This window comes from Cupriavidus sp. MEYA8 (assembly GCF_059278825.1).
In genome coordinates, this window is the sequence record NZ_CM181221.1 from 1,159,112 (window position 1) to 1,185,281 (window position 26,170).

Sequence of the window (26,170 nt, forward strand, 5' to 3'; positions counted from 1 at the left end):
CGGCCGCGCCAATTAGGTGCCACATTCCAGAACCGGCACCGAGACACGGCAGCGGCGCTAGAATCCGTTAATGCAGCCCTCCGGCCGGCCACTCCCGGCCGTCCGACAAGAACACCAGAACAAGACCATGACGTACTGTGTAGCCATGCGGCTGGATGCCGGCCTGGTATTCCTGTCCGATTCCCGCACCAACGCCGGGGTGGACGCCATCTCGACGGCACGCAAGATGACCGTGTTCGAAGAGCCAGGCGACCGCGTGATGGTGCTGATGACCGCGGGCAACCTCGCCATCAGCCAGTCGGTGCGCCAGATCCTGGCGGAGAACCACGACGACAAGCGCTCGTTGTGGAACGCGCGGGACATGTTCGAAGCCGCGTCCATCGTCGGTGACGCGGTGCGCCAGGTGCACAAGCGCGACGCGCATGCGCTGCGCGATGCCGGCATCGAATTCAACGTCAGCCTGATCTTCGGCGGCCAGGTCCGCGGCGAGCGGGTGCGGCTGTTCAACATCTATGCCGCCGGCAACTTCGTCGAAGCCACGCCGGAAAACTGTTATTTCCAGATCGGCGAGGCCAAGTACGGCAAGCCCATCATCGACCGCGTCGTGCATCCGTCGCTGCCGCTGGCCGAGGGCGCGAAATGCGCGCTGATCTCGATGGATTCGACGCTGAAGTCCAATATTTCAGTGGGTTTGCCGCTGGACCTGCTGGTCTACGAGGCGGATTCGCTGCGCGTGACGCGCTTCGTCAACATCGACGAGCGCAACGCCTATTTCCGCATGATCCGCGATACCTGGGGCCACCGGCTGCGCCAGGTGTTCGGCGAAATCCACAACCCCGAATGGGACCCGGCCCTGCCGGCCGACTTCCCGCTGGCGCGCAGCGGCGAGGGCGACTGCTGGGGCCAGCCCGTGCGCGCCAGGCGCAATCCCTCCCGCACCCAGGAATGAGGGGCGGGGCGGTGCGCGAGATCATCCATTTTTCACATGCCAACGGCTTTCCGGTCACGACGTACCGCAAGCTGTTCGGCGAACTGGACGGCGAGTTCGAGTTCCGCGCCGTGGACCGTTACGGCCACCGGCCCCAGTTTCCGGTCACGCGTGGCTGGCCGCATCTGGTGGAAGAACTGCTCGAGGAAGTGGGGCGCCAGTACCGCGAGCCGGTCTGGCTGGTGGGCCATTCGCTGGGCGGCTTCCTGTCGATGATGGCGGCGCTGCGCCGGCCCGAATGGGTGCGCGGCGTGGTGATGCTGGATTCGCCGATCATTGCCGGCTGGCGCGCCTCGCTGCTGAAGACGGCGCAGGTGCTCGGCATCGACGAAAAGCCCGGCCCGGCGGCGGTGACGAAGAACCGGCGCACGCACTGGCCCGATGCCGAGGCCGTGTGGCAGCACTTCCGCGGCAAGCCGAATTTTGCCGTGTGGGACCAGGAGGTGCTGCGCGACTATGCGCTCCATGGCACCGAGCCGACCGGCAAGGGCAACGAGCGGCGCCTGCGCTTCGACCGCGAGGTCGAGTACTGGATCTACCGCACGCTGCCTACCAGCCTGGGGCGCAAGCTCAGGCGGGGCGCGCCGGTGCCGGTCGGCTTTGTCGCCGGTACGCGCTCGCGCGAGGTGCGCCAGTGCGGCCTTGCCGCGACCCGCAAGCTCGTGGGCGAAAACCTGCGCTTTATCGAGGGCGGCCATTTATACCCGATGGAGCGGCCGCAGGAAACGGCGCAACTGGTGCGCGACCTGATCGGAGCGATGCGCCGCGACGGGCGCTGATCCTTCGTTGATCATTTTCAAGCGGCGCATGCGGCGCAGCCTGCCGCGCGGCCCGGAAGATCCCCATAGAGCCCCGCCCGCCAGGCGATTGGCGGGCGGGGCTGTCACAATTTCCGGGTCGGCGCGGACCGGGCTCTCATGTATAATCCCGATTTCCCCGGCAAGCTCGGTTTATGACCAAATTCGTCTTCGTCACCGGTGGCGTCGTCTCTTCTCTCGGCAAGGGCATCGCTGCTGCCTCGCTCGCGGCCATTCTTGAGTCGCGCGGCCTCAAAGTCACCCTCCTCAAGCTAGATCCCTACATCAACGTCGATCCCGGCACGATGAGCCCCTTCCAGCATGGCGAGGTGTTTGTCACGGAAGACGGTGCGGAAACCGACCTCGATCTCGGCCACTACGAGCGTTTCGTCTCGGCCAAGATGCGCAAGTCGAACAACTTCACCACCGGCCAGATCTACGAATCGGTGATCCGCAAGGAGCGCCGCGGCGAATACCTCGGCAAGACCGTGCAGGTGATTCCGCATATCACCAACGAGATCCAGGCCTTCATCGAGAAGGGCGCCGCTGCCTCGCACGACGGCAAGGCCGACGTGGCGCTGGTGGAAATCGGCGGTACCGTGGGTGACATCGAATCGCTGCCGTTCCTGGAAGCCGCGCGCCAGATGAGCCTGCGCATGGGACGCAACCACGCTGCCTTCGTGCACCTGACGCTGGTGCCGTTCATTGCCAGCGCCGGCGAGCTGAAGACCAAGCCGACCCAGCACTCGGTGCAGAAACTGCGTGAAATCGGCATTTCGCCGACCGCGCTGCTGTGCCGCGCCGACCGCCCGATCCCGGACGACGAGCGCGCCAAGATCTCGCTGTTCGCCAATATCCCGCAGGACGCCGTGATCTCGGTGTGGGATGCGGACAGCATCTACAAGATCCCGCAGATGCTCAACGAGCAGGGCCTCGACCGGCTGATCTGCGAGGAACTGCGCCTGGATCCGCGCCCGGCCGACCTGTCGATGTGGCAGAAGCTGGTCAACGCCCAGGAACATCCCGAGCACGAAATCACCATCGGCATGGTCGGCAAGTACGTCGACCTGACCGAGTCGTACAAGTCGCTGATCGAGGCGCTGCGCCACGCCGGCATGCACACCGCCACGCGCGTCAACATCGAGTACATCGATTCCGAGGAACTGGAATCGGGCCACCTCGAAGTGCTGGCCCCCCTCGACGCAATCCTGGTGCCGGGCGGCTTCGGCAAGCGCGGCACGGAAGGCAAGATCCGCGCGATCCAGTACGCCCGCGAGAACAAGGTGCCGTACCTGGGCATCTGCCTGGGCATGCAGCTGGCCGTGATCGAGTTTGCCCGCCACGTGGCCAATATGGCCGACGCCAACTCGACCGAATTCAACCTTGAAACCGAACACCCGGTGGTCGCGCTGATCACCGAGTGGGTCGACCGCGAAGGCAAGGTCGAGCAGCGCTCGGCCGATTCCGATCTGGGCGGCACCATGCGCCTGGGCGCGCAGCGCGTGCCGGTCAAGGAAGGCACCAAGGCCAACGCCATCTACGGCGCCGAGGTCAACGAGCGCCACCGTCACCGCTACGAGGTCAACAACCATTACGTGCCGACGCTGGAAAACGCCGGCATGGTGATCTCGGCCCGTACCCCGACCGAGAACCTGCCGGAAATGATGGAGCTGCCGGAGTCGATGCACCCGTGGTTCGTCGGCGTGCAGTTCCACCCGGAATTCACCTCGACGCCGCGTGACGGCCATCCGCTGTTCAAGGCCTACGTCGAAGCCGCGCTTGCCAGCCAGCAGCGCAAGGGCGCCTGAGGCCAGGCGGCAAGAGAGGAGTCTGTCATGAAACTCTGTGGATTCGAGGTCGGCCTCGACAAGCCGTTCTTCCTGATCGCCGGTCCGTGCGTGATCGAGTCCGAGCAGATGGCGCTGGATACCGCCGGCGAGCTCAAGGCCATCACCGCTGAACTGGGCATCCCGTTCATCTACAAGTCGTCGTTCGACAAGGCCAACCGTTCTTCCGGCAAATCGTTCCGCGGCCTGGGGATGGAGAAGGGCCTGGAGATCCTGGCGACCGTCAAGCGCGAAGTCGGCGTGCCGGTGCTGACCGACATCCACGAGATCGACGAGATCAAGCCCGTCGCCGCCGTGGTCGACGTGCTGCAGACCCCGGCCTTCCTGTGCCGCCAGACCGATTTCATCCGTGCCTGCGCCCAGAGCGGCAAGCCGGTGAACATCAAGAAGGGCCAGTTCCTGGCGCCGGGCGACATGAAGAACGTGATCGACAAGGCCCGCGACGCCGCGCGCGAAGCCGGCCTGCCGGATGACGTCTTCATGGCCTGCGAACGCGGCGTCTCGTTCGGCTACAACAACCTCGTGTCCGACATGCGCTCGCTGGCGATCATGCGCGAGACCGGTGCCCCGGTGGTGTTCGACGCCACCCACTCGGTGCAGCTGCCGGGCGGCCAGGGCACCAGCTCCGGCGGCCAGCGCGAGTTCGTGCCGGTGCTGTCGCGCGCCGCCGTCGCCACCGGCGTGGCGGGCCTGTTCATGGAAACGCACCCGGATCCGAGCAAGGCGATGTCCGACGGCCCCAACGCGGTGCCGCTGTCGCGCATGAAGGAACTGCTGGCCGTACTCAAGGAACTGGACACGCTGGTCAAGCGCGCCGGTTTCCTGGAAGACAACTTCGGCTGGCCGGCCTGCGCCTGAGCAGGCCCGGTCTTGTCACCACCGCAATGCCGGTGGTGACAAACCATATCGAAAGACAATACAAAAAATCGGGAGATTCTCCATGGCCGCGGGCTATATCATCGCCTACGTCGACGTGACCGACCCCCAGCAGTACGAAGAATACAAAGTGCTGTCGAGCAAGGCCATGCAGATCCATGGCGCCGAGGTGCTGGTACGCGGCGGCAAGACCGAGCCGCTGGAAGGCGAGTGGGCGCCGAGCCGCGTCGTGGTGCTGAAATTCCCCAGCTATGAAGCCGCCAAGTCGTTCCACGACGGCGAAGCCTATCGCGCGGCCCGCAAGGCGCGCGAGCATGCGGCAAAGATGAACATGATCGTGGTGGAAGGCGCTGCCTGAGGGTTGTCGGGCAGCTTGACACGCGCCTGACACAGGCACAGGTTGAAGTAATCAGCAGCAGCAAGAATCAACAGTCAGAGAGGAATTCATGAGTGCAATCGTAGATATCATCGGTCGCGAGGTTCTCGACTCGCGCGGCAACCCCACCGTCGAATGCGACGTGCTGCTGGAATCGGGCGTGATGGGCCGCGCCGCGGTGCCGTCGGGCGCATCGACCGGTTCGCGCGAAGCCATCGAACTGCGTGACGGCGACAAGTCGCGTTACCTGGGCAAGGGCGTGCTGAAGGCCGTCGAGCACATCAACACCGAAATCTCCGAAGCCATCATGGGCCTGGACGCCTCCGAGCAGGCCTTCCTGGACCGCACCCTGATCGACCTCGACGGCACCGAGAACAAGGGCCGCCTGGGCGCCAACGCCATGCTGGCCGTGTCGATGGCCGTGGCCAAGGCCGCCGCTGAAGAAGCCGGCCTGCCGCTGTACCGCTACTTCGGCGGCTCGGGCGCGATGCAACTGCCGGTGCCGATGATGAACATCGTCAACGGCGGCGCGCACGCCAACAACAGCCTGGACATCCAGGAATTCATGGTCATGCCGGTGTCGCAGACCAGCTTCCGCGAAGCGCTGCGTTGCGGCGCCGAAATCTTCCACGCGCTGAAGAAGATCCTGGCCGACAAGGGCATGTCCACCGCGGTGGGCGACGAGGGCGGCTTCGCGCCGAACTTCTCGTCCAACGAGGAATGCCTGAACACCATCGTGCAAGCCATCGAGAAGGCCGGCTACCGCGCCGGTGAAGACGTGCTGCTGGCGCTGGACTGCGCCGCCAGCGAGTTCTACCACGAAGGCGAAGGCGTGTACCAGCTGGAAGGCGAAGGCCTGAAGCTGACCTCGGCCCAGTTCGCCGACTACCTGGCCAACCTGTGCGACAAGTTCCCGATCGTGTCGATCGAGGACGGCATGGCCGAAGGCGACTGGGACGGCTGGAAGACGCTGACCGACAAGCTGGGCAAGCGCGTGCAGCTGGTGGGAGACGACCTGTTCGTCACCAACACCAAGATCCTGAAGGAAGGCATCGAGAAGGGCATCGGCAACTCGATCCTGATCAAGATCAACCAGATCGGCACCCTGACCGAAACCTTCGCCGCCATCGAGATGGCCAAGCGCGCCGGCTATACCGCCGTGATCTCGCACCGCTCGGGCGAAACCGAAGACAGCACCATTGCCGACATCGCCGTGGGCACCAACGCCGGCCAGATCAAGACCGGCTCGCTGTCGCGCTCGGACCGCATGGCCAAGTACAATCAGCTGCTGCGCATCGAGGAAGACCTCGGCGATATCGCCAGCTACCCGGGCAAGGGCGCGTTCTACAACCTGCGCTGAACCTTGCCCGTCGTGCCCGTTAGCGCATTAGTGCGTTAGTGCGGCATGACGTGATGGCTGTGAAAAGGCGGTGGCACGGATAACATCCGGCCACCGCCGTTTTTGTATCGAAATCTGCCTGGCAATTGCCTTCCGGGCCGACTTCGCAGATCATTGTGCGGAATTTCTCGTCCGCAACCTTTCATGCGTCTGATTTCGCTGCTGTTGTTCGTGCTGCTGCTCGCGGTCCAGTATCCGCTCTGGCTGGGCAAGGGTGGCTGGCTGCGCGTCTGGGACCTGAACCGCCAGCTGACCGAGCAAGGTACCCGCAACCAGACGCTCAAGCTGCGCAATGCCAAGCTGGAAGGGGAAGTTGCCGACCTGCAGGACGGCACCGGCGCGATCGAGGAACGTGCGCGCTATGAGCTGGGCATGGTGAGGGAAGGCGAGGTGTTCGTGCAGTTCGTGGCACCGGCTCCCAAGGTCAGCGCCACGCCGCCGCTGCCGCCGCCGGCGAACTCCGTCGCCGGGCGCGGCGGACACTGATCAACGTTCTGCTTCCTGCCCGGCGGCACCGTGGCCGTCACCACCAGTACGGATAGCCGCCCCAGTAGCCGGGCATTCCCACGCTGACGCCGCCACCCCAGTGGCCGCCCCCCCATCCTCCGTAAAACAGGTTCCAGCTGGTATTGGGATAGGCATATGCCGCACGCGCATAGGCCTCGGCCTGTTGCTGCCGCGCGATGGCGTCGGCCTGCTCGCGCAGCACCTCCTGGTTCAGGGCATCGAGCTTTTGCCGTGCTTCGGGCGTCAGCCGGGCGGGCGGCATGGCATTCGGGGCGAGCCGCGCCGTCGGGGGCGAGCCGTTGGCGTCGCGCGGGATCTGCGCGCAGCCGGTGGCCAGCAGCAGGGCGACTGCCGCGGCCAAAACAAAAGCGCCACGCAAGCAGCCGCGCGTGGCGGCCGCTGTCGTGGCGCCGGATTCTGGTAACGGGAGGGAGGCTTCGGCGTTCATGACGGTCCTCAGGCTCACGGCTCGCGGGTATAGCGATCGTACAGCCGTTGGACCGGGCGGCGCGCCGGATGTTTCCATTTCGCCGCTCCCTGCCGCTCCCCTGCCGCTCCCGCCACGGGCCGAGCCGAGGAATGCCGCCTCAGTGGTGCTGGTGCGCGCCGGCCCCGGCGCCGGTGGCGATGTGCGTGGCCGAGAACAGCTGGGCGCAGTCGACCGGGTCAAATTCATAGCGCTGGCCGCAGAAATCGCAATGGATCTCCACGTTGCCGCGCTCGGCGATGATGCCCTCGATCTCTTCACGCCCCAGCGACTGCAGCATGCCCGCCACCTTGGGCCGCGAGCACGAGCAATGGAAATGCGGCGTCATCGGCTCAAACACGCGCAGGCCGGCGTCCTGCAGGTCTTCCCAGAACAGGCGGCGCAGCAGCGTCTCGGGCGATTCGGCCAGCAGTTCCTCGGCCTTGAGCGTGGAGCCCAGCTGCACCGCGCGATCCCAGGTATCCAGGTCCTGGGCCCTGGCATGGCTGGCCAGCGGCGCGCCGGTTTCGCCTACGTCGGCGGTGCCGCCGTAGGAGGGCAGCTTCTGCAGCAGCATGCCGGCGGCCACGCGATCGTCGGCGGCCAGCCACAGGCGCGTGTCGAGCTGCTCGGAGGCCTTCATGTAGTGCTCCAGCACCGCACTGATCGACGGCAGCGGACCGTGCTCGTCCGCCAGCGGCACGATGCCCTGGTACGGCTGCTGTCCCGGCAGCTTGTCCTTGGGGTCGAGCGTGATGGCAAAGCGGCCGTGGCCGTGCGCATGGACCAGGTCGGCCAGCGTGGCGTCGTCGGCAATCTCGGCGCCCTCGGCCAGCTTGGCGGTGGCCCGCATCGACAGGTCGGACAGGCATTCCACCACCAGCATCCGCACCGGGCCGTCGCCGTGCAGCTGCATCACCAGCGCGCCGTTGAACTTCAGGTTGGCTGACAGCAGTGCCGCGGCGGCCATCATCTCGCCCAGCAGCCGGCGCACCGGCGTGGGGTAGCGGTGGCGGCCCAGCACTTCCTGCCAGGTGGCTTCCATGCGCACCAGTTCGCCGCGCACCGGGGCGGCGTCGAACAGGAACTTCTGCAGGGTGTCGGGGGTGGTGGGGGTAGTCTGAGTCACGTTGTCTGTCGAGTAATGCGATGGACGCGGTCGCGGCTGCGTTCAGCCGATCCGCTTGAGCTGTTGCTTGTACATGGCCTGCCGCGAGGCGTAGGTTTCGGCGTTGCGATAGAGGTTGGCGACGTCCTCATCCGTCAGCTGCCGCACCACCTTGGCCGGCGCGCCCAGGATCAGCGAGCGGTCCGGGAAGACCTTGCCCTCGGTGACCACGGCGCCCGCGCCCACCAGGCATTCCTTGCCGATCACGGCACGGTTCAGCACCACGGCCTGGATGCCGATCAGCGAGCCTTCGCCGACAGTGCAGCCATGCAGCATGGCCTGGTGGCCGATCGAAACCTTGTCGCCCAGGGTCAGCGGGCAGCCCGGGTCGGTGTGCAGCACCGCGCCCTCCTGGATATTGGTGTCATGCCCCACCATGATCGGCTCGTTGTCGCCGCGGATCACGACACCGGGCCAGGCGCTGGCGCGGGACTTGAGGGTCACGTTGCCGATGACGGTGGCTTCCGGGGCCACGTAGGCTTCGCTGTCGATATTGGGCTTGACGTCGCCGAGCTGGTAAAGCGCCATGAGGTCTCCTGCACGAAAGGCTTTTGTTGAAGTGGGGGTTGCCGCCGGACTTTAAAGAGTCAGCGGGTCTGTGGGGAACTGCATGGCCAGGCACAAGGGTGGGTGCCGGCGAGGCCCTACAATGGCGGCAGTCCGGATTTTACGCCCATGCCAGAAAAAACTCCCGCCGCCGCTTTGCCTGATCCGTCACTTTCGCCGCGCCATCGCGCGCTGGCGGTGCTGTGCATGACCGATCCGCGCGAAAAGGCCGGCGCCGCGCGCGCGTTGTACCGCGATGCCATGGCGCTGTCCGATGCGGCGCTGCATGCGGACGAGGCGATCGATGCCGGCGCGGGCCATACCATCCCGGGACGTCCGGCACGGCCGGTACTGGTGGCGCCGCAGGGCGTCGAACGGCGCCGCTCGCTGCATACGCCCGCCGGCCGCGCGGCGATGATCCACGCGCTGTGCCATATCGAATTCAACGCTATCAACCTCGCGCTGGATGCGGTGTGGCGCTTCTCCGGCATGCCGCCGGCCTACTACCGCGACTGGTTGCGCGTGGCCGACGAAGAGGCGCTGCATTTCACGCTGCTGGCCGGGCATCTGGGCACACTGGGTGCGGCCTACGGCGATTTTCCCGCGCACAACAGCCTGTGGGAGATGACCGACAAGACCGCCGGCGACGTGCTGGCGCGCATGGCGCTGGTGCCGCGCACGCTGGAAGCGCGCGGGCTCGATGCCTCGCCGCCGGTGCGCGCCAGGCTGGCCGGCGCCGGGGATCATGCCGCCGCGGCGATCATCGATATCATCCTGCGCGACGAGGTCGGCCATGTTGCGATCGGCAACCACTGGTACCGCTGGCTGTGCGCGCAGCGCAAGCTGGAGCCGGTTGCTACCTATGCGCGACTGGCCGAGCAGTACCGTGCGCCGAAGCTGCGCGGGCCATTCAACCTCGATGCTCGGCGCGCGGCCGGGTTTGATGAGGATGAGCTGGCCTGGCTGGAAGCGTCGGCTGGCTAGGCCGACTGCCGGCGCTGCGCCGCCCGCTCTTCCTCCAGTAAGCGCAGCACCCGCCGCTGTATCTTCCCGGTGGTCGTCATCGGCAACTGGTCGATAAACTCGATCGCCTTCGGATACTCGTACGGCGCCAGCTGCCCGCGCACATGCGCCTGCAGTTCCGCCACCAGCGCCGCGTCGGCGTCGAATGAGCGCGCCACCGCCGGCGTCAGCACCACGAAGGCCTTGACCACCGCGCCGCGCTCGGGATCGGGCGAGGGCACCACGGCGCAGTTGGACACCGCCGGATGCCTGAGCAGGCAGTTCTCGATCTCGCTCGGCCCGATGCGGTAGCCCGAGGATTTGAACACATCGTCGGCACGGCCCTGGTACCACAGGTAGCCGTCGGCATCGATGCGCGCGAGGTCGCCGGTGCGGCACCAGCGCAGGCCGTCGCGCTCGACGTACTTGCCCGCGGTCGCCGCCTCGTTCTTCCAGTAGCCGAGGAAGAACACCGGGTCCGGATGCCCGGCGCTATCGGTGGCGCAGACCGCAACTTCGCCGTCCTCGCCCGGCGCGCAGGGGCGGCCTTCTTCGTCGATCACCTGCACACGATGGCCGGGGTAGGGGCGTCCCATCGAGCCGGGCCGCGCCGGCCAGCCCAGGCGCTCGCCGTCGTTCTGCGCGGTGCAGTTGCCGACGATGTAGTTGATCTCGGTCTGGCCGAACATCTCGTTGACGATCACGCCGAGGGCGTCGCGGCACCAGCCGAACACGGTCTCGCCAACCGCTTCGCCGGCGCTCATCAAGGCGCGCAACCTGATGTCGTAGCGCTGCCGCGGCTCGGGGCAGGCCTTCATCATCTGCTTGAGCGCGGTCGGGAACAGGAAGGTGTTGGTGACGGCGTAGCGCTCGAGCAGCTCGAAGGCGCGCTCGGCGGAGAAACGGCCCTGGTAGCCGACGATGGGCTTGCCGAAGTACAGCGCCGGCATCAGCGCATCCCACAGCCCGCCGGTCCAGGCCCAGTCGGCCGGGCTCCAGAACACGTCGCCGTCCTGCGGAAACCAGTTCTGCGAGCAGACAAAGCCAGTCAGGTTGCCGACCAGCGCGCGGTGCGGGATCAGCGCGCCCTTGGGCGGGCCGGTGGTGCCGCTGGTGTAGATCAGCACGGCGGCCTCGCCGGCCTTGGTCTCTACGGCAGTGAAGGTGGGCAGCTGCGCGGCCAGCAGCACGTCCCAGTCATGGTCGCCGCGGCCATGCGCATCGCCGGCGGCGATCACGGTGGCCAGCGCCGGGCATTCAGGGCGCGCGGCGAGCACGTTGTCGATCGAGGTTTCGTCGGCAATCGCCACGCTGGCTTCGCTGTGCGCGATGCGGTAGGCCAGCGCCTCCGGCCCGAACAGCATCGACAGCGGCATCGCGATCGCGCCCAGCTGATAGATCGCCATGTGGGCGATCACGGTCTCGATCCGCTGCGGCATCACGATCGCCACCCGGTCGCCGCGCGCCACGCCCAGGTCGCGCAGCGCCGCCGAGAGCCGGTTGGCCTCGGCCTGGATGTAGGAGAAGGTATGCGCGTTGCGCCGGCCGTCTTCGTGCTCGGTATAGACGGCGATGCGGTCCATGGTTGCCGGATCGCGCGCCCAGCGGCCGCAGCAGGCTTCGGCAATGTTGAAGTTCGGGGGGATTTCCCAGCGGAAGGATTCGTACAGCGCGCGGTAGTCGTCGCGCCGGCTTGCCGGCAAGGCAGCTGCGGCCATCCAAGGTCTCCTGAAGGTCTGCTGTCCGTTCGCCCTGCGCGGCAAGCTGCAAATGGCGCTGGCCGCTATAATGCCAACAAGCGAACGATCGTTCTATTTTGTCGAGGCTTCCCTTCGCCAGCCCCCGCGGCAGGAAGACCCGACGCCAGGGTGGAGACAATGACAATCAAGGAAACCTCGCGGTCTGAATTTATCACGTTGCGCGGGCTGCGCTACCACGTGCGCCACTGGGGTACGCCCGGCGCGCGCAAGCTGTTCATGCTGCATGGCTGGATGGATGTGGCCGCCTCGTTCCAGTTCCTGGTCGACCACCTGCGCGGCGACTGGCACGTGATCGCTCCCGACTGGCGCGGGTTTGGCGAGACCGACTGGCCTTCGCGCTATCCCGGCACGCAGTCGTACTGGTTCCCGGACTACATCGCCGACATGGAGGCGCTGCTCGACCACTACCAGCCGGAAGGGCAGGTGGACCTGGTCGGCCACAGCATGGGCGCCAACGTGATCTGCCTGTATGCCGGCATCCGCCCCGAACGCGTGCGCCGCGTGGTGGACCTGGAAGGCTTCGGCATGACGGCGACACGGCCGGCGCATGCCCCCAAACGCTACGCGCGCTGGCTGGACGAGTTGCGCATTGGCGCCGAGCTGAAGACCTACGACAGTGTCGACGGCGTCGCCGCGCGCCTGCAGAAGACCAACCCGCGCCTGCCCGACGACCGCGCCGCGTTCCTGGCCGCGCACTGGTCGCGCCGCAATGCCGACGGCCGCTGGGAAATCCTGGGCGACCCGGCGCACAAGCTGGTCAATCCGTTGCTGTACCGGCTCGATGAAGTGATGGCGATCTGGGAGCAGGTCAGCGCGCCGGTGTTGCATGTCGAGGCGCGCGATTCGGAGACGCTGCGCCATATCGCCCACAAGCAGGGCATCGACGAGTTCAAGGAGCGCTTCCGCGCCTTCCGCGATTTCCGCGAGGCCGTGATCGATGACGCCGGCCACATGCTGCACCATGACCAGCCGGCCGCGGTGGCCGAGCTGGTCGAGTCGTTCTGCCGCTAGGGACGGCGCCCGCGTTCAGGCGTGGGTGAGCTTTTCCTTCAGCGCGGCGTTGTTGCTGGTGTGGACATGCACCAGCGCCTTCTCCGGGAAGGCGTAGTGATACGCCTTGCGCAGCGCCAGCGCGGCTTCGTGGAAGCCTGACAAGATCAGCTTCTGCTTGTTGGGATAGAAGGCGATATCGCCCGCGGCGAAAATGCCGCGGCGCGAGCTTTCATACGTGGTGGTGTCGACCAGGATGCGGCCGGCACGCATGTCCATGTCCCATTGCGCGATCGGGCCGGGTTCGGACACCAGGCCGTACAGCGCCACCAGCTCATCGGCGGGCAGCATCTGGCTGCCGTCGCGGGTGCGCACTTCCACTTCGGCCAGTGCATCGCCGTCGGTGCGCAGGGTGCCGAGCATGCCGACCACGAAATCCATCTCGCCGGCCGCCACCGCGGCGCGCATCTCGGCCACGGTGCCATCGGCGGCGCGGAAGCCCTCGCGCCGGTGCAGCAGCGTCACGCGCGCGGCCACCTTGCGCAGCGCCAGCGCCCAGTCCAGCGCCGAATCGCCGCCGCCGGCGACGATCACGCGCTTGCCGGCAAAGCGCGATACATCGCGCACGGCGTAGTGCACGTGGCGATCTTCCAGCGCCGCGGCCTCGGGCAGCGCCACGCGCTGCGGCGCGAACGCGCCCGCGCCGGAGCAGACCAGCACCGCCGCGACATCGAAGCGCTTGCCGCCATCGGTGGTGACCAGCATGCGCTGGTGCGCCGGATGGCCGTCCTGCGCCGGGGCGCCGGGGATTTCGGACACGCTTTCGGCGCGCTGGCCGAAATGCATCGGGAAGGCGAACGGCTCGCACTGCTCCAGCAGCCGGTCCACCAGTTCCTGCGCCAGGCAGCCGGGCACGGCCGGGATGTCGTAGATCGGCTTCTCGGGATACAGCTCGGTGCACTGGCCGCCGGCGCGGTCGAGCACGTCGATCAGTTCACATTTGAGGCCGAGCACGCCGGCCTGGAAGGCGGCGAACAGCCCGACCGGGCCGGCGCCCACGATCAGGACGTCAGTGGTGGTGACGGCGGACGTGGTCGCGGCGGTGGTGGCGTCGGTAGACATGGTGGGCAAGGCGGGCACGGACGGCCCGCGGAAGATGGTGCAAAGCCCGACTATACCCCGCGCCAGCCCGTTTCCCGGCGACGCCAGCGTTGCCGGCAGGGCTTTGCCATGGGCGCCGGACCACCTCCGGCAGGCCGCCGGCGCCACGCTGGCAAAGGGCGATCGGAGTAGAATGAGCCCCATGCAAAACGCCCACGCCATCAACGCCGACCTGCACTGCCATTCCACCGTGTCCGACGGCACGCTGTCGCCCCGCGCGGTGGCTGAGATCGCGCGCGATGCGGGCGTCCAGTACTGGGCGCTGACCGACCACGACGAGGTCGGCGGGCAGGCCGCGGCGCGCGCCGCGGCCGAAGAATTCGGCATGCGCTATGTGCCCGGCGTGGAGATATCGGTGACGTGGGCCGGGCAGACCGTGCATGTGGTCGGCCTGCAGATCGACCCGTTCTGTCCCGAGCTGATCGATGGCCTGACCGACACCCGTTCGGGACGTGCCCGGCGTGCGCGCGACATCGCCGAGGCGCTGGCCAGGGTCGGCATCGAAGGCGCCTACGCGGGCGCGCTGAAGTACGTTGGCAATCCCGACCTGATCTCGCGCACCCATTTCGCGCGCTGGCTGGTTGACCAGGGCCACTGCGCAACCATCGGCGACGTGTTCAGCGAATACCTGTCGGAAGGCCGGCCCGGCTATGTCGGCCATCGCTGGGCCAGCCTGTCCGAAGCCGTGGGCTGGATCCGCACCGCCGGCGGCATCGCCGTGATGGCGCACCCAGGCCGCTACCACTACACCGACACCCAGCACGATGCCCTGTTCGACGAGTTCAAGTCGCTCGGCGGCGGCGCCGTCGAGGTCGTGACCGGCAGCCACACGCCGGACCAGTACCGCCGCTATGCCGAGGTGGCGCGCCACTACGGGCTGCTGGCCTCGCGCGGCTCGGATTTCCACGGACCCGGCGAAGGCCGGGTCGAACTCGGCACGCTGCCGCCGCTGCCGTCCACGGTCACGCCGGTCTGGCACGACTGGTAACCAGCCAGCCCAACGAAAAGCAAAACCAAAGGCGCCCTGCATGTCCCAGTACTTCGAGATCCATCCGCTCAACCCGCAGTCGCGCCTGATCAAGCAGGCCGCGCAGATCCTGCAGAAGGGCGGACTGATCGCGCTGCCGACCGATTCCAGCTACGCGCTCGCCTGCCAGCTCGACGACAAGCACGCGGTCGAGCGCCTGCGCCGGCTGCGCGGCATCGACGATCGCCACCACCTGACGCTGATGTGCCGCGATCTGTCCGAACTGGGCAACTTCGCCCGCGTCGACAACCGCCAGTACCGCTGGATCAAGGGCGCCACGCCCGGGCCGTACGTCTTTATCCTGGAAGCCACCAAGGAAGTGCCGCGGCGCCTGTCGCACCCGGCGCGCAAGACCATCGGCGTACGCGTGCCCGACCACGCCATCCCGCTGGCGCTGCTGGGCGAAGCGGGCGAGCCGCTGATCTCGGCCACGCTGCAGGTGCCCGGCGACGACGAGCCGCTCAACGACCCGGCGGAAATCCGCGCCCGGCTGGAGAAGCAGCTCGACCTGGTGGTCTGCGGCGGTCCGGCGCCGGCGCAGCCGACCACGGTGATCGACCTGACCAGCGGCGAGCCCGAACTGGTGCGCGCCGGCCGCGGCGACATCTCGCGCTTCGGGCTCTGAACCCGGGCTCTGAACCCGGGCTCTGGACTTCGGGCGCCAGGCCCGCGGTGCGCCGCCGCCACAGGTGCGCCGCCGTGCGCCTGGCAAGCCGGCGGCCCGTTACAATAGCCGACATGGATTCCTCCCTTATCCAGACCTTCGCGGTCTATGCCCTGCCGGTGCTGTTCGCCATCACGCTGCACGAGGCGTCGCACGGTTATGTGGCCAAAGTATTCGGCGATAACACGGCCTATTCGCTCGGGCGCGTCAGCGTGAACCCGATCCGCCATATCGACCCGATCGGCACCATCGCGGTGCCGCTGCTGCTCTACATCATGACCAGCGGCCAGTTCGTGTTTGGCTATGCCAAGCCGGTGCCGGTGGTGTTCGAGCGCCTGCGCAATCCGCGCTGGCATGGCATGTGGGTGGCGCTGGCAGGCCCCGCCAGCAACGTGGTGCAGGCCTTCGTCTGGGTGCTGCTGGCGATCGGCCTGACGTGGGCCGGCGTGCGCGAACCCTTCTTTGGCGAAATGGCGCTGGCCGGCGTGCGCGTCAACCTGGTGGTGGCCGCCTTCAACCTGTTCCCGGTGCCGCCGCTGGACGGCGGCCGCGTGCTGACCGCACTGCTGCCGCAGGGCGTGGCGCGCGCGGTGTCGCGCATCGAGCCCTACGGGATTTTCGTGGTGCTGGCGCTGGTCGCCGCGGGCGTGATCACCACTATCTGGATGACGCCGGTAGTCAACGTGCTGATGTCGCTGATCGAGCTGATGCTGCGCCCGGTCGTGATGCTGCTGCACTGACGGGGGCGCCATGAGCGACGTTCCAGCGCCGCATGCCGGCCTGTCCGCACCTTCCGCCTGGGTCACCCGCTGGGCGCACCTGCTGCGTCCCGGTGCCCGCGTGCTTGATCTGGCCTGTGGCAGCGGCCGCCATGCCGCCTGGCTGGCCGCGCGCGGGCATGCGGTGCTGGCAGTTGACCGCGATGCCGCCGCCATTGCCGCGCTGCCGTCCGGCGTGACCGGGCGCGTGGCCGACCTGGAGCAGGGGGCCTGGCCGCTGGCCGACGAGGCGCCGTTCGACGCCATCGTCGTCACCAACTACCTGCACCGGCCGCTGTGGCCGCACCTGGCCGCGGCGCTGGCGCCGGGTGGGGTGTGGCTCTACGAGACCTTCGCGGCGGGCAACGAGACCGTCGGCAAGCCGTCGCGGCCCGACTTTCTGCTCCGTCCCGGAGAGTTGCTCGATGTGGCGCGCACGCATGGACTGCGCGTCATCGCCTATGAAGACGGCGTGCAGGAAGTGCCGAAAACGGCCTTCGTGCAGCGCCTGTGTGCGGTGCGCGAGGCCGCCGCCGTGCCGGATGCGGCCACCCCGGCACGCTACCGCCTGGACCCCTGAAAGCGCGTGTGCGCTGTCGGCGAGAATGCCGCTGCACACGTTGAAACAGTTGGTATCAACCCCGAGTCATCCTGCCTGCCGCCGGCGGTCGAAGCCGCCTGCGGTTCCGGTACAATCCCGTTATTCGCATCCCGAATTCCTTAACGTTATGACACAGATTACCGGCAGCATCGTCGCCATCGTCACTCCGATGCATGAGGACGGAAGCCTGGACTTCCCGGCCCTGCGCGCACTGGTCGACTGGCACGTCGCCGAGGGTACCGACGCCATCGTGATCGTCGGCACGACCGGTGAATCCCCGACGGTTTCCGTCGAGGAGCACTGCGAGCTGATCCGCGTGGCCGTGGAACAGGCCGGCAAGCGCATCCCGATCATCGCGGGCACCGGCGGCAACTCCACCAAGGAGGCCATCGAGCTGACCGCCTTCGCCAAGAAGGTGGGTGCCGACGCATCGCTGCAGGTCGTGCCGTACTACAACAAGCCGACCCAGGAAGGCATGTACCGCCATTTCCGCACCATCGCGGAAGCGGTGGAGCTGCCGGTGCTGCTGTACAACGTGCCGGGCCGCACCGTTGCCGACATGAGCAACGACACCATCCTGCGCCTGGCGCAGGTGCCGGGCATCGTCGGCGTCAAGGAAGCCACGGGCAATATCGACCGGGCCGCGCAGCTGATCAACGACGCGCCGGAAAGCTTTGCCATCTACAGCGGCGACGATCCCACCGCGGTCGCGCTGATCCTGCTGGGCGGCAAGGGCAATATCTCGGTCACTGCGAACGTGGCCCCGCGCAAGATGCACGAGATGTGCGCGGCGGCACTGAAGGGCGACGTCGTCACCGCGCGCCGCCTGCACATGGAACTGATCGGACTGAACAAGGCCATGTTCGTCGAAGCCAATCCGATCCCGGTGAAGTGGGCCCTGCAGCAGATGGGCAAGATGGAAGGCGGCATCCGCCTGCCGCTGACCCCGCTGTCGGAATCCAACCACGAAACCGTACGCAAGGCACTGGCCGCCGCCGGCCTGCTGGCCTGATTTACCGCGGCGTCTTGCTGTCGCTCCCTCAACTAGGATTGCGTGTCAATGAAATCGAAGCTTAACCGCCGCGGCGCGACGCAAGTCCGCCGCGCCGCCCTGGTTGTGCCCGTGCTGGCCGCGGGCGTGATCACCGGCTGCAGCAGCCTCAACGAAGCGATGCAGCCCGACAAGATCGACTACAAGTCGTCGGCGTCGAAGCGCACCCCTACGCTGGACATCCCGCCCGACCTGACCAAGCTGGAAGGCGACCGCCGCTACTCGGTGCCCGATGCCAACGGCACTTCGACGCTGTCGACCTATAGCCAGGCGACCAAGGTGCGCGAGCAATCCCCGACCGAGAACGTACTGCCCTCGGCGCAGGGCATCCGCATGGAGCGCGACGGCAACACGCGCTGGCTGGTGATCAGCAACGGCATGCGCGGCGACCAGCTGTGGCAGCAACTGCGTGGTTTCTGGCAGGAAAGCGGTTTCCTGCTGGTGCAGGACTCGCCCGAGACCGGCATCATGGAGACCGACTGGGCCGAGAACCGCGCCAAGATCCCGCAGGACATCATCCGCAATACCATCGGCAAGGTGTTCGACGGCCTGTACTCGACCTCCGAGCGCGACAAGTTCCGCACCCGCGTCGAGCGTGCGCAGAACGGCACGCTGGAAGTGTTCATCAGCCACCGCGGCGCGCAGGAGCAACTGACCGGCATCGACAAGTCCAGCACCGTCTGGACCCCGCGGCCGGCCGATCCCGAGCTGGAAGCCGAGTTCCTGTCGCGCCTGGCGCAACGCCTGGGCGTGCAGAAGGAACAGGCCGACCGCATGGCCAAGAATCCGGCGGCGGCCGGCAGCAGCGCCGCGACGGCCGATGCGGCCGCGGCTGGCGCAGCCGGTGCTACGGCTGCCGCAGCCGGCGGCGCTGCACAGAAGTCTTACCTGGCCCAGGTCAATGGCGCCCCGGCGCTGCAATTGCCGGAGCCATTCGATCGCGCCTGGCGCTCGGTCGGCCTGTCGCTGGATCGCGTCAACTTCACCATCGAAGACCGCGACCGTGCCCAGGGCCTGTACTACGTGCGCTACGTGGATCCGCGCACCAACGTCGACAACCGTGGCTTCTTCTCCAAGCTGTTCACCAAGCCGGATGATCCCAAGACCGCCAAGAAATACCGCGTGGCGCTCAAGGGTACCGGCAGCGGCACGCTGGTGACGGTGCTCAACGATGCCGGCCAGCCTGAGAACGGCGAAATCGGCAAGCGCATCCTGTCGCTGCTCGACGAGCAACTGCACTGAGCCGGCGGTGACCGGCTCAACCACCGGCCGTTCTGGCCGGCCTGCCAACTGCACGGCGGGGAGGGCGTGGCCATGATGCGCTTCGCCTTCCTCGGCAGCGGCAGCGAGGGCAACTCGCTGCTGATCGAATCCCGCGAAGACACCACCACCACGCGCGTGCTGCTTGATTGCGGCTTCGGCATCCGCGAGACCGCGCGGCGCCTGGAGCGGCTTGGCGTCACGCCGGACCAACTCGACGCCGTGCTGGTCACGCACGAGCATGGCGACCATGTCGGCTCGGCCTACGCCTTTGCGGCACGGCACCGGCTGGCGGTCCACACCAGCCACGGCACCTGGCTGGCGACCTCGCATATGCGTGGCGCCGACCTTGCCGATGTGCGCGTCTGCGGCGCAGACCACGCCTTTGCCATTGGCGGCATCCAGGTAATGCCATACACGGTCCCGCACGACGCGCGCGAGCCGCTGCAGTTCGTGCTGTCCGATGGGCAGTCGCGCCTGGGCGTGCTGACCGACGCGGGCATGGAAACGCCCTATGTGACGGCGCGCCTCTCAGGTGTCGATGCGCTGGTGCTGGAGTGCAATCACGACCGCGAGATGCTGCGCAACTCGGTCTACCCGGCGTCGCTGAAGCGGCGGATTGGCGGTGACTTCGGCCATCTGGCCAATGAGGTGGCGGCGAGCATCCTGGGGCAGGTCGCGCATGCCGGCCTGAACCGCGTCGTGGCGGCACACCTGAGCAAGCAGAACAACACGCGTGAGCTGGCAACGGGCGCGCTGGCTGCGGCGCTGGGCGCGTTGCCTTCGGAAGTGTTGGTAGCCGATCAGGAAATGGGGCTGGACTGGCAAGCGGTGCGTGCCTGAACCGAGCACGACGCGCCTTGCGGCGCCCAATAAAAAAAACCGGCCCGAAGGCCGGTTTTTTTGTCGGTCGAAACCGATTACTGCTTGGCAGCCGGAGCCGAAGCGTCAGCAGCCGGAGCCGAGGCTTCAGCAGCCGGGGCCGAGGCGTCAGCAGCGGCAGCAGCCGGGGCTTCAGCAGCGGGAGCCGAAGCTTCAGCAGCCGGAGCGGCGGCAGCCGGAGCAGCCGTGTCAGCGGCCGGAGCAGCCGGTTCTTCCTTCTTGCCGCAAGCGGCGAGAGCAACAGCGGCCAGCAGCGATGCGATCAGGAGAGACTTCTTCATTGTTCGTCCTTTAACTTGTAATAACGGAAAACAGGCGATGAATAATTACCGGTAATTATCGCTCTTGAACTGCAAAATAGAGGCCCTCCCGGGTGCCGACATATGCAGTGGTCCACAGTACTAGCCAGCCAACGATTATATCCGCGTTTTCCCGGCTTGTGTAGCGCCGAAATTTACTGAATTGCAATGTTACGCATTATTACAGCCGGGGTCCCAATTGTAGCCATCCCTCCTGTGTCCAGTGATGAAAAGTCTCCATCAGGTCAGGAAGAACGGCACATGCGGCAACATCATCGCCACTAAGGTGGCGATTATCGGCCAGCTTCTTCAGCCAGGGCATCAATTCGGCCGGCGGCTCGTAGGCTTCCCCATTGAGGAAGAAATTGTTCCGGTCGTAAAGTGCAATCGAGGCGGGTGCAAGAACGACGCCATGCTGGGCCGCAAGTTTCTCATAACGGCGCTGCGGCAGGTCGGATATCTCCGCGAATTCGACCCCGGGTTTCGGTTCTGACAGATGGGAGCCAAGAAATTCCGACACCATCTGCGAATTCCATTGCAGCGCCTTGAGCCGCTCGGCCACGGCCTTGGCCATACCGGCGGGCAGTTGCGCGGGCTTCGTCGCCGCACGTTCGCCGGCATCGGCGTAGCGCCCGCCCAGGTCTTCGTTGTCCTCCACCGTCTCGGACAGCCACGCCAGGAAGTGACCCGCCAGTTCGCGGTAGGCCGGCGCGCGGAAGCCGATCGAGCAGGTCATGCATTCGCCTTCGGCGACGCCGTCGTGGGCGTATTGCGGCGGCAGGTACAGCATGTCGCCCGGCTCCAGCACCCATTCCTCCTCGGCGCTGAAATCGGCAAGGATCTTCAGCGGCATGTCCGGGACCAGCTCCAGGCTGGTCTGCGACGAGATGCGCCAGCGGCGCCGGCCCGAGACTTGCAGCAGGAATACGTCGTAGGAATCGAAGTGCGGACCGACGCCGCCGCCATCGGACGCGTAGCTGATCATCAGGTCGTCCAGGCGCGCGTCGGGCACGAAGCGGAAGCGGCCCATCAGCTCGGCCGCTGCGGCATCGTGCAGGTTCACGCCCTGCACCAGTAAAGTCCACTGGCGGGTCTTGACGGCGGGGAGGTTTTCGCGCGCAAATGGACCATGTTCGAGCTTCCAGCGATTGCGGAAGTGCGTCACCAGGCGCGATTCGACTTCGTCGCGATCGGCAAGGTCGAAAAGCGCATCGCGCGACACAGGCGGCACGATTCCGGGTACCGCCTGTCGAATCAGCAGTGGCTTGCGGTGCCAGACATCCCGCATGAATGCAGCCGGCGTCATGCCACCAAGCAGGTCGAGCGGAGTGTCTGGATCGACGGGGCCAGGGGGCAGGGCCTGTGCGTATAATGCGGAATCGTTCATGGAGTCAAGAATTGAAAATCGCTAAGAACACGGTAGTGTCCGTGATGTACAAGCTGTCGGACGCGCAAGGCAATCTGATCGAAGAGTCAGATGAAGCCATGGTCTATTTGCACGGCGGGTATGATGGCACGTTCCCCAAGATCGAGGAAGCGCTCGACGGCCATGACACCGGCTTCGAGACCCAGCTGCAGCTCGAGCCCGAAGATGCCTTCGGCGACTACGATGCCGAACTCGTCAAGGTCGAGCCGCGCGATCGCTTCCCCGAGCCTCTGGAAGTCGGCATGCAGTTCGAAGGCATGCCCGAGGACGGCGATGAAGAAGACTCCGTCATCTACACCGTGACCGACGTGGCCGAAGACAAGGTGGTGCTGGATGGCAACCATCCGCTGGCCGGCATGGCGCTGCGCTTCTGGCTGAAGGTCTCGGAAGTGCGCGAGGCCACCGCCGAGGAAATCGAGCACGGCCACGCCCACGGCGCCTCGGGTATCGAGGTGGTGGACGAGGACGAGGACGACGATACCCCGCGCACGCTGCACTGATCCCGCGCCCTCCGTGGCCCATGAAGGAAGCCGGCCTAGCCGGCTTTTTTCATGGGCGTTTTGCATGGGCGTGGCACCGCGGCTCAGGGCGTGGCCGGCGCGTCCCGGAGCGAAACCGAGAACGGCGCCGCCGCGTTCGGCGTGATCACCAGCTCGGTCCATTGCGCCACCGTATTGTCCGGCAGCGAAACCCGCGTGAAATTCTGCAGCACCTTGCCGGCGTTGTCGCGCAGCGGCTTGTCGATGCCGAAGCCACTCTCGCCGGCATGCACCAGCAGCACCTGGCCGGGAAAGCGCGCGCTCAGGTCGCGCAGCTGGCGCTTGAATTCCAGGTAGCCGTCGCGCGTGCGGTGGCGCATGAACCCGTCCAGCAGCGTCGGGCGGCCTTTCTTCTCCCAGCCGTTGGCGAAGTGCGGGTCGGCATGGGCCACCACGACGATGCCATTCATGTCGCGCTGCCGCGCCAGCGAGAACGCGCGTGCCAGCCACTGGCGGTTAGCCTCGCGCCGGTCTTCGAACTCGCTGTTGCGCCCGCCCTCGTTGCGGTAGTGGTTGTTGTCGCCAGGCACGTTTAGGCCGACGATCAGGATGTCGCCGAGCACGAGACGCGCGTTCTCGCGGAAGGTGCGGAACAGGGCCTGGTCGGACTGCCGCACCACCGGGCGCGGATGCTGTCCCAGCGTGGCGTCCTCGGGGAAGAACAGCTCGCGCAGGCGGTTCAGCCGCTCGACCGAGTCGAACTTGCCGTTGACCGGGAGCCGGCATTCGGCCCAGTCGGTTTCGCCCGGCACGTAGAGCAGCGGCAACGGCGACTGCGCCAGCAGCTGCTGGCGGCTCGTCAGGATGGCGTCGCTGCAGGATTCGGTATCGCCCTTGATGCCGCCGGCGTGGATCACCAGGTCGAGCCTGCGTTCGGCAAAGCTGTCGAGCAGTGCGGTGGCGTTGGCCTCGGCGGCAGGCCATTGCGGCAGGTCGGCGATCAGCGCGACGCGCATCACCTTCGGCTTGGGCGCGGCCTTGCCCCCGCGGCCGGCGGGTGCCGGCCATGCGGTACTGGCCGCGCACAGCAGCAATGCCGCGGCTAGGATGCGGCCGGCGTGCCGGCGCCTGGCGTTCATGCCGTGCCGACCGCCTCGCCTGCAAGCGACTTGAGCCGGTACAGCGCATCGAGCGCGGCACGCGGCGTCAGGCTGTCCGGGTCCAGGTCGGCCAGCGTGTCGATCAGCGCGGCATGCTCCGGAGCCAGTGCGGCCCGCTGCGGCGTGGCCGCGGCATGGCTTTCGCCCTTGTCGTCATCGTCGTCATCGGTGTCCGGCAGCGTCGGCGCCGCGAACAGGTCGAGCTGCGGCGTCGGCGTGGCATCGGCCGATTGCTGCTCCAGCCATGCCAGGTGCTTGCGCGCGGCGCGGATCACCGGCTGCGGCACGCCGGCCAGCTGCGCCACCTGCAGGCCATAGCTCTGGCTGGCGGGGCCATCCTGCACCGCATGCAGGAATACGATGCCGTCACCGTGCTCGACCGCGGACAGGTGCACGTTGGCGGCCTGCGGGAATTCCTGCGGCAACTGCGTCAGCTCGAAATAGTGCGTCGCGAACAGCGTATGGCTGCGGTTGTGCGACAGCAGGTGGCGCGCGATCGCCCACGCCAGCGCCAGCCCGTCGAAGGTGGACGTGCCGCGGCCGATCTCGTCCATCAGCACCAGCGAAGACGGCGTGGCGTGGTGCAGGATGCCGGCGGCTTCGGTCATTTCCACCATGAAGGTGGAGCGCCCGCCGGCCAGGTCGTCAGCCGCGCCGATGCGGGTAAAGATGCGGTCGATCGGGCCGATCACGGCCCGCCGCGCCGGCACGTAGGCGCCCACGCAGGCCAGCAGCACGATCAGCGCGGTCTGGCGCATGAAGGTCGACTTGCCGCCCATGTTGGGGCCGGTGATCAGCAGCAGCTTGCGCGCTTCGTTGAGCTGGCAGTCGTTGGCGATAAACGCCACCGATTCCGCTGCCAGCTGGCCTTCCACGACCGGGTGGCGGCCCTGCACGATGTCGACCACGTTCTCGCGCACACGCTCGGGCGCGGACCAGTCCAGCGTCTGCGCGCGCTCGGCCAGCGCCGCCAGCACATCGAGGCGCACCAGCGCGCCGGCCACGCGCTGCAGCTCGCCGATATGCGGCAGCAGTGCCTGCAACAGGCCATCGTAAAGCTGCTTCTCGCGCGCGAGCGCGCGGTCCTGCGCCGACAGCGCCTTGTCCTCGAACGACTTCAGCTCGGGCGTGATATAGCGCTCGGCATTCTTCAGCGTCTGGCGGCGGCGGTAGTCGTCGGGCACCTTGTCGGCCTGGCCGTTGGTGACCTCGATATAGAACCCATGCACGCGGTTGAACTCGACGCGCAGGTTGGCGATGCCGGTGCGCGTGCGTTCGCGCGCTTCCAGGTCGATCAGGAACTGGCCGCAGTTCTCGGAGATATCGCGCAGCTCGTCCAGGTCGGTGTCGTAGCCGCGTGCGATCACGCCGCCGTCGCGCACCACGGTCGCGGGTTCCTCGGCGACCGCGCGCACCAGCAGGTCCAGCGACGCCTGCGGTACGGCCAGGTCCTGCAGAGTCTGCGCCAGCAGCGCGCTGTCCTGTTCGTCGCGGATGCAGGCCTGCACGTCGGGCAGTGCGCGCAGCGTGTCGCGCAGCGAGGACAGGTCGCGCGGGCGCGCGCTCAGCAGTGCCAGGCGCGAGGTGATGCGCTCGACGTCGGCCAGCCGGCGCAGCGCGGCGCGCAGCGTATCGGTACCCTGGTCGATCAGCGCGCCGATGGCCTGTTGCCGCGCCTGCGGCACGGCCGGGTCGCGCAGCGGATGGTGCAGCCAGTGGCGCAGCGCGCGGCTGCCCATCGTGGTGCAGCAGGTATCCAGCAGCGAGAACAGCGTCGGCGACTCGCCGCCGCGCAGCGTCTCGGTCAGTTCCAGGTTGCGGCGCGTGGCCGAATCCAGGCCGATGTATTCCGACTCGCGCTCTACCTTCAGGCCCTGCACGTGGCGCAGCGACTGGCCCTGCGTGGTGGCTGCGTAGTTCAGCAGCGCGCCGGCGGCGCCGATCGCCGCGCCCAGACCGGCACAGCCAAACGGATCGAGGCTCGCCACGCCCAGCTGCTCGCGCAGCCGGCGCGAGCCCGCATCCTGGTCGAAATGCCATTCGGGCAGGCGCGTGCGCGCGCAGGCCAGCGCCGGCAGGTCGATGCCGTCGGCATAGAGCAGTTCGGCCGGGCGGATGCGCTCAAGCTCGCGGCCCAGTTGCGCCACCTCGCACTCCATCAGGCGCAGTTCGCCGCTGGCCAGGTTCAGCCACGCCAGCCCGGTCTTGCTGATGCCGCGGCGCGTGGTCTGCTGGTGCACCGCCATCAGGAAAGTGTCGACCTTGTCCGGCAGCAGCGCCGCGTCGGTCAGCGTGCCCGGCGTGACGATGCGCACCACCTTGCGCTCTACCGGTCCCTTGCTGGTGGCGGGATCGCCGATCTGCTCGCAGATGGCCACCGACTCGCCGAGCTTTACCAGCCGTGCCAGGTATTGGTCCGCCGAATGGAAGGGAATGCCGGCCATCCGGATCGGCACGCCATTCGAGGCGCCGCGCGCGGTCAGCGTGATGTCGAGCAGGCGCGCGGCCTTTTCGGCGTCGTCGTGGAACAGCTCGTAGAAGTCACCCATGCGATAGAACAGCAGGGTGTCGGGGTGGTCTGCCTTGATGCGAAGGTATTGCTGCATCATTGGCGTGTGGCGGCTGCCTGCGGCGTCTGCCTGTGCCTGTTCAGGGTCGGTTTTCTTCTGCAATCCCATTG

General features: G+C 67.1%; 26 protein-coding genes. 17 read left to right on the forward strand and 9 right to left on the reverse strand.

The annotated features are described in order from the left end of the window. The first annotated feature begins 127 nt into the window (after nucleotides 1–127). The 7 genes from AC5WJ1_RS05360 to ftsB all read left to right on the forward strand — a co-directional run bounded on the left by AC5WJ1_RS05360 (nucleotide 128) and on the right by ftsB (nucleotide 6,769). Nucleotides 128–949 (forward strand): proteasome-type protease, encoded by an 822-nt coding sequence (locus tag AC5WJ1_RS05360; protein WP_133097523.1) that lies wholly within the window; start codon nucleotides 128–130, stop codon nucleotides 947–949. An 11-nt stretch (nucleotides 950–960) separates the two neighbouring features. Further along, nucleotides 961–1,767 carry an alpha/beta fold hydrolase gene (locus AC5WJ1_RS05365; RefSeq protein WP_133097522.1) on the forward strand — a complete coding sequence of 269 codons (807 nt, stop codon included), beginning with the start codon at nucleotides 961–963 and terminating at the stop codon, nucleotides 1,765–1,767. A 173-nt stretch (nucleotides 1,768–1,940) separates the two neighbouring features. After that, the gene (gene pyrG, locus AC5WJ1_RS05370) at nucleotides 1,941–3,593 is read left to right on the forward strand and encodes a CTP synthase (protein WP_135704948.1); all 1,653 of its coding nucleotides are present in this window, start codon (nucleotides 1,941–1,943) and stop codon (nucleotides 3,591–3,593) included. Nucleotides 3,594–3,620: 27 nt separating this feature from the next. Continuing rightward, nucleotides 3,621–4,490, forward strand: coding sequence for a 3-deoxy-8-phosphooctulonate synthase (gene kdsA, locus AC5WJ1_RS05375; protein ID WP_135704949.1), 870 nt, complete (start codon nucleotides 3,621–3,623; stop codon nucleotides 4,488–4,490). Nucleotides 4,491–4,572: 82 nt separating this feature from the next. Then, nucleotides 4,573–4,866: a DUF1330 domain-containing protein gene (locus AC5WJ1_RS05380; RefSeq protein WP_133097519.1), complete on the forward strand. Its 294-nt coding sequence runs from the start codon at nucleotides 4,573–4,575 to the stop codon at nucleotides 4,864–4,866. 88 nt (nucleotides 4,867–4,954) lie between these two features. Further along, nucleotides 4,955–6,244 (forward strand): phosphopyruvate hydratase, encoded by a 1,290-nt coding sequence (gene eno / locus AC5WJ1_RS05385; protein ID WP_494476391.1) that lies wholly within the window; start codon nucleotides 4,955–4,957, stop codon nucleotides 6,242–6,244. A gap of 183 nt (nucleotides 6,245–6,427) precedes the next feature. Continuing rightward, entirely contained in the window at nucleotides 6,428–6,769 is a 342-nt protein-coding gene (gene ftsB, locus AC5WJ1_RS05390) for a cell division protein FtsB (RefSeq protein WP_029046895.1), read from the forward strand. 37 nt (nucleotides 6,770–6,806) lie between these two features. Here the strand turns inward: ftsB and AC5WJ1_RS05395 are convergent, their stop codons facing one another. From AC5WJ1_RS05395 to AC5WJ1_RS05405, 3 genes are all read right to left on the reverse strand, one after another. Beyond that, on the reverse strand, nucleotides 6,807–7,238 hold the full coding sequence (locus AC5WJ1_RS05395; protein WP_135704950.1) for a hypothetical protein: 432 nt from the start codon (nucleotides 7,236–7,238) through the stop codon (nucleotides 6,807–6,809). A 139-nt stretch (nucleotides 7,239–7,377) separates the two neighbouring features. Continuing rightward, nucleotides 7,378–8,385, reverse strand: coding sequence for an Hsp33 family molecular chaperone HslO (gene hslO / locus AC5WJ1_RS05400; RefSeq protein WP_133097516.1), 1,008 nt, complete (start codon nucleotides 8,383–8,385; stop codon nucleotides 7,378–7,380). Between the two features lie 42 nt (nucleotides 8,386–8,427). Beyond that, the gene (locus tag AC5WJ1_RS05405) at nucleotides 8,428–8,952 is read right to left on the reverse strand and encodes a gamma carbonic anhydrase family protein (protein WP_135704951.1); all 525 of its coding nucleotides are present in this window, start codon (nucleotides 8,950–8,952) and stop codon (nucleotides 8,428–8,430) included. 147 nt (nucleotides 8,953–9,099) lie between these two features. On the opposite strand from AC5WJ1_RS05405, the gene AC5WJ1_RS05410 reads away from it, so the two are divergent. Continuing rightward, nucleotides 9,100–9,954, forward strand: a complete 855-nt coding sequence (locus AC5WJ1_RS05410) for a ferritin-like domain-containing protein (protein ID WP_135704952.1) — start codon at nucleotides 9,100–9,102, stop codon at nucleotides 9,952–9,954. On the opposite strand, the gene AC5WJ1_RS05415 is transcribed toward AC5WJ1_RS05410, so the two are convergent. Next, nucleotides 9,951–11,690 carry an acetate--CoA ligase gene (locus tag AC5WJ1_RS05415; protein ID WP_494476392.1) on the reverse strand — a complete coding sequence of 580 codons (1,740 nt, stop codon included), beginning with the start codon at nucleotides 11,688–11,690 and terminating at the stop codon, nucleotides 9,951–9,953. The two genes, AC5WJ1_RS05410 and AC5WJ1_RS05415, sit on opposite strands and share 4 nt — an antisense overlap. Nucleotides 11,691–11,849: 159 nt before the next feature. Here AC5WJ1_RS05415 and AC5WJ1_RS05420 point away from each other — a divergent pair, with 159 nt between their 5' ends. After that, entirely contained in the window at nucleotides 11,850–12,743 is an 894-nt protein-coding gene (locus AC5WJ1_RS05420) for an alpha/beta fold hydrolase (protein ID WP_494476393.1), read from the forward strand. Nucleotides 12,744–12,758: 15 nt separating this feature from the next. On the opposite strand, the gene AC5WJ1_RS05425 is transcribed toward AC5WJ1_RS05420, so the two are convergent. Further along, nucleotides 12,759–13,844, reverse strand: coding sequence for an NAD(P)/FAD-dependent oxidoreductase (locus tag AC5WJ1_RS05425; RefSeq protein ID WP_135704955.1), 1,086 nt, complete (start codon nucleotides 13,842–13,844; stop codon nucleotides 12,759–12,761). Nucleotides 13,845–14,025: 181 nt separating this feature from the next. Here AC5WJ1_RS05425 and AC5WJ1_RS05430 point away from each other — a divergent pair, with 181 nt between their 5' ends. The 7 genes from AC5WJ1_RS05430 (at nucleotide 14,026) to AC5WJ1_RS05460 (ending at nucleotide 20,087) form a co-directional block, all read left to right on the forward strand. Beyond that, nucleotides 14,026–14,871 (forward strand): 3',5'-nucleoside bisphosphate phosphatase, encoded by an 846-nt coding sequence (locus AC5WJ1_RS05430; protein WP_133097511.1) that lies wholly within the window; start codon nucleotides 14,026–14,028, stop codon nucleotides 14,869–14,871. 40 nt (nucleotides 14,872–14,911) lie between these two features. Then, nucleotides 14,912–15,535 (forward strand): L-threonylcarbamoyladenylate synthase, encoded by a 624-nt coding sequence (locus tag AC5WJ1_RS05435; RefSeq protein ID WP_133097510.1) that lies wholly within the window; start codon nucleotides 14,912–14,914, stop codon nucleotides 15,533–15,535. A gap of 113 nt (nucleotides 15,536–15,648) precedes the next feature. Then, the gene (locus AC5WJ1_RS05440) at nucleotides 15,649–16,314 is read left to right on the forward strand and encodes a site-2 protease family protein (protein WP_133097509.1); all 666 of its coding nucleotides are present in this window, start codon (nucleotides 15,649–15,651) and stop codon (nucleotides 16,312–16,314) included. A gap of 10 nt (nucleotides 16,315–16,324) precedes the next feature. Continuing rightward, nucleotides 16,325–16,912 carry a class I SAM-dependent methyltransferase gene (locus AC5WJ1_RS05445; protein ID WP_133097508.1) on the forward strand — a complete coding sequence of 196 codons (588 nt, stop codon included), beginning with the start codon at nucleotides 16,325–16,327 and terminating at the stop codon, nucleotides 16,910–16,912. 148 nt (nucleotides 16,913–17,060) lie between these two features. After that, on the forward strand, nucleotides 17,061–17,945 hold the full coding sequence (dapA, locus tag AC5WJ1_RS05450) for a 4-hydroxy-tetrahydrodipicolinate synthase (RefSeq protein WP_133097507.1): 885 nt from the start codon (nucleotides 17,061–17,063) through the stop codon (nucleotides 17,943–17,945). Nucleotides 17,946–17,993: 48 nt separating this feature from the next. Then, nucleotides 17,994–19,226, forward strand: a complete 1,233-nt coding sequence (gene bamC, locus AC5WJ1_RS05455; RefSeq protein WP_133097506.1) for an NlpB/DapX family lipoprotein — start codon at nucleotides 17,994–17,996, stop codon at nucleotides 19,224–19,226. Nucleotides 19,227–19,298: 72 nt separating this feature from the next. Then, nucleotides 19,299–20,087, forward strand: coding sequence for an MBL fold metallo-hydrolase (locus AC5WJ1_RS05460; RefSeq protein WP_133097505.1), 789 nt, complete (start codon nucleotides 19,299–19,301; stop codon nucleotides 20,085–20,087). 77 nt (nucleotides 20,088–20,164) lie between these two features. Here AC5WJ1_RS05460 and AC5WJ1_RS05465 read toward each other — a convergent pair whose 3' ends face one another. Both AC5WJ1_RS05465 and AC5WJ1_RS05470 read right to left on the reverse strand, forming a co-directional pair. Then, complete coding sequence (locus AC5WJ1_RS05465; protein ID WP_084402413.1) at nucleotides 20,165–20,407, reverse strand: hypothetical protein; 243 nt, start codon at nucleotides 20,405–20,407, stop codon at nucleotides 20,165–20,167. A gap of 199 nt (nucleotides 20,408–20,606) precedes the next feature. Then, nucleotides 20,607–21,812, reverse strand: coding sequence for a cupin domain-containing protein (locus tag AC5WJ1_RS05470; RefSeq protein ID WP_195429607.1), 1,206 nt, complete (start codon nucleotides 21,810–21,812; stop codon nucleotides 20,607–20,609). Nucleotides 21,813–21,823: 11 nt separating this feature from the next. Between AC5WJ1_RS05470 and AC5WJ1_RS05475 the strand changes: the two genes are divergently transcribed. After that, the gene (locus AC5WJ1_RS05475; protein WP_029046911.1) at nucleotides 21,824–22,351 is read left to right on the forward strand and encodes an FKBP-type peptidyl-prolyl cis-trans isomerase; all 528 of its coding nucleotides are present in this window, start codon (nucleotides 21,824–21,826) and stop codon (nucleotides 22,349–22,351) included. A gap of 83 nt (nucleotides 22,352–22,434) precedes the next feature. Here AC5WJ1_RS05475 and AC5WJ1_RS05480 read toward each other — a convergent pair whose 3' ends face one another. Next, a complete protein-coding gene (locus AC5WJ1_RS05480) occupies nucleotides 22,435–23,469 on the reverse strand; it encodes a metallophosphoesterase family protein (protein WP_133097504.1) in 1,035 nt (344 codons plus the stop codon). After that, nucleotides 23,466–26,168, reverse strand: a complete 2,703-nt coding sequence (gene mutS / locus AC5WJ1_RS05485) for a DNA mismatch repair protein MutS (protein ID WP_494476525.1) — start codon at nucleotides 26,166–26,168, stop codon at nucleotides 23,466–23,468. Before mutS ends, AC5WJ1_RS05480 begins: the two co-directional genes overlap by 4 nt. Between the last annotated feature and the right edge of the window lie 2 nt (nucleotides 26,169–26,170).

Excerpts from the sequence above, each read along its gene's own strand:
- AC5WJ1_RS05360 (WP_133097523.1), top strand. The coding sequence starts at position 128 with ATGACGTACTGTGTAGCCATGCGGCTGGATGCCGGCCTGGTATTCCTG.
- pyrG (WP_135704948.1), top strand. The coding sequence starts at position 1,941 with ATGACCAAATTCGTCTTCGTCACCGGTGGCGTCGTCTCTTCTCTCGGC.
- kdsA (WP_135704949.1), top strand. The coding sequence starts at position 3,621 with ATGAAACTCTGTGGATTCGAGGTCGGCCTCGACAAGCCGTTCTTCCTG.
- AC5WJ1_RS05380 (WP_133097519.1), top strand. The coding sequence starts at position 4,573 with ATGGCCGCGGGCTATATCATCGCCTACGTCGACGTGACCGACCCCCAG.
- eno (WP_494476391.1), top strand. The coding sequence starts at position 4,955 with ATGAGTGCAATCGTAGATATCATCGGTCGCGAGGTTCTCGACTCGCGC.
- ftsB (WP_029046895.1), top strand. The coding sequence starts at position 6,428 with ATGCGTCTGATTTCGCTGCTGTTGTTCGTGCTGCTGCTCGCGGTCCAG.
- AC5WJ1_RS05395 (WP_135704950.1), bottom strand. The coding sequence starts at position 7,238 with ATGAACGCCGAAGCCTCCCTCCCGTTACCAGAATCCGGCGCCACGACA.
- AC5WJ1_RS05405 (WP_135704951.1), bottom strand. The coding sequence starts at position 8,952 with ATGGCGCTTTACCAGCTCGGCGACGTCAAGCCCAATATCGACAGCGAA.
- AC5WJ1_RS05410 (WP_135704952.1), top strand. The coding sequence starts at position 9,100 with ATGCCAGAAAAAACTCCCGCCGCCGCTTTGCCTGATCCGTCACTTTCG.
- AC5WJ1_RS05415 (WP_494476392.1), bottom strand. The coding sequence starts at position 11,690 with ATGGCCGCAGCTGCCTTGCCGGCAAGCCGGCGCGACGACTACCGCGCG.
- AC5WJ1_RS05420 (WP_494476393.1), top strand. The coding sequence starts at position 11,850 with ATGACAATCAAGGAAACCTCGCGGTCTGAATTTATCACGTTGCGCGGG.
- AC5WJ1_RS05425 (WP_135704955.1), bottom strand. The coding sequence starts at position 13,844 with ATGTCTACCGACGCCACCACCGCCGCGACCACGTCCGCCGTCACCACC.
- AC5WJ1_RS05430 (WP_133097511.1), top strand. The coding sequence starts at position 14,026 with ATGCAAAACGCCCACGCCATCAACGCCGACCTGCACTGCCATTCCACC.
- AC5WJ1_RS05435 (WP_133097510.1), top strand. The coding sequence starts at position 14,912 with ATGTCCCAGTACTTCGAGATCCATCCGCTCAACCCGCAGTCGCGCCTG.
- AC5WJ1_RS05440 (WP_133097509.1), top strand. The coding sequence starts at position 15,649 with ATGGATTCCTCCCTTATCCAGACCTTCGCGGTCTATGCCCTGCCGGTG.
- AC5WJ1_RS05445 (WP_133097508.1), top strand. The coding sequence starts at position 16,325 with ATGAGCGACGTTCCAGCGCCGCATGCCGGCCTGTCCGCACCTTCCGCC.
- dapA (WP_133097507.1), top strand. The coding sequence starts at position 17,061 with ATGACACAGATTACCGGCAGCATCGTCGCCATCGTCACTCCGATGCAT.
- bamC (WP_133097506.1), top strand. The coding sequence starts at position 17,994 with ATGAAATCGAAGCTTAACCGCCGCGGCGCGACGCAAGTCCGCCGCGCC.
- AC5WJ1_RS05460 (WP_133097505.1), top strand. The coding sequence starts at position 19,299 with ATGATGCGCTTCGCCTTCCTCGGCAGCGGCAGCGAGGGCAACTCGCTG.
- AC5WJ1_RS05465 (WP_084402413.1), bottom strand. The coding sequence starts at position 20,407 with ATGAAGAAGTCTCTCCTGATCGCATCGCTGCTGGCCGCTGTTGCTCTC.
- AC5WJ1_RS05470 (WP_195429607.1), bottom strand. The coding sequence starts at position 21,812 with ATGAACGATTCCGCATTATACGCACAGGCCCTGCCCCCTGGCCCCGTC.
- AC5WJ1_RS05480 (WP_133097504.1), bottom strand. The coding sequence starts at position 23,469 with ATGAACGCCAGGCGCCGGCACGCCGGCCGCATCCTAGCCGCGGCATTG.
- mutS (WP_494476525.1), bottom strand. The coding sequence starts at position 26,168 with ATGGGATTGCAGAAGAAAACCGACCCTGAACAGGCACAGGCAGACGCC.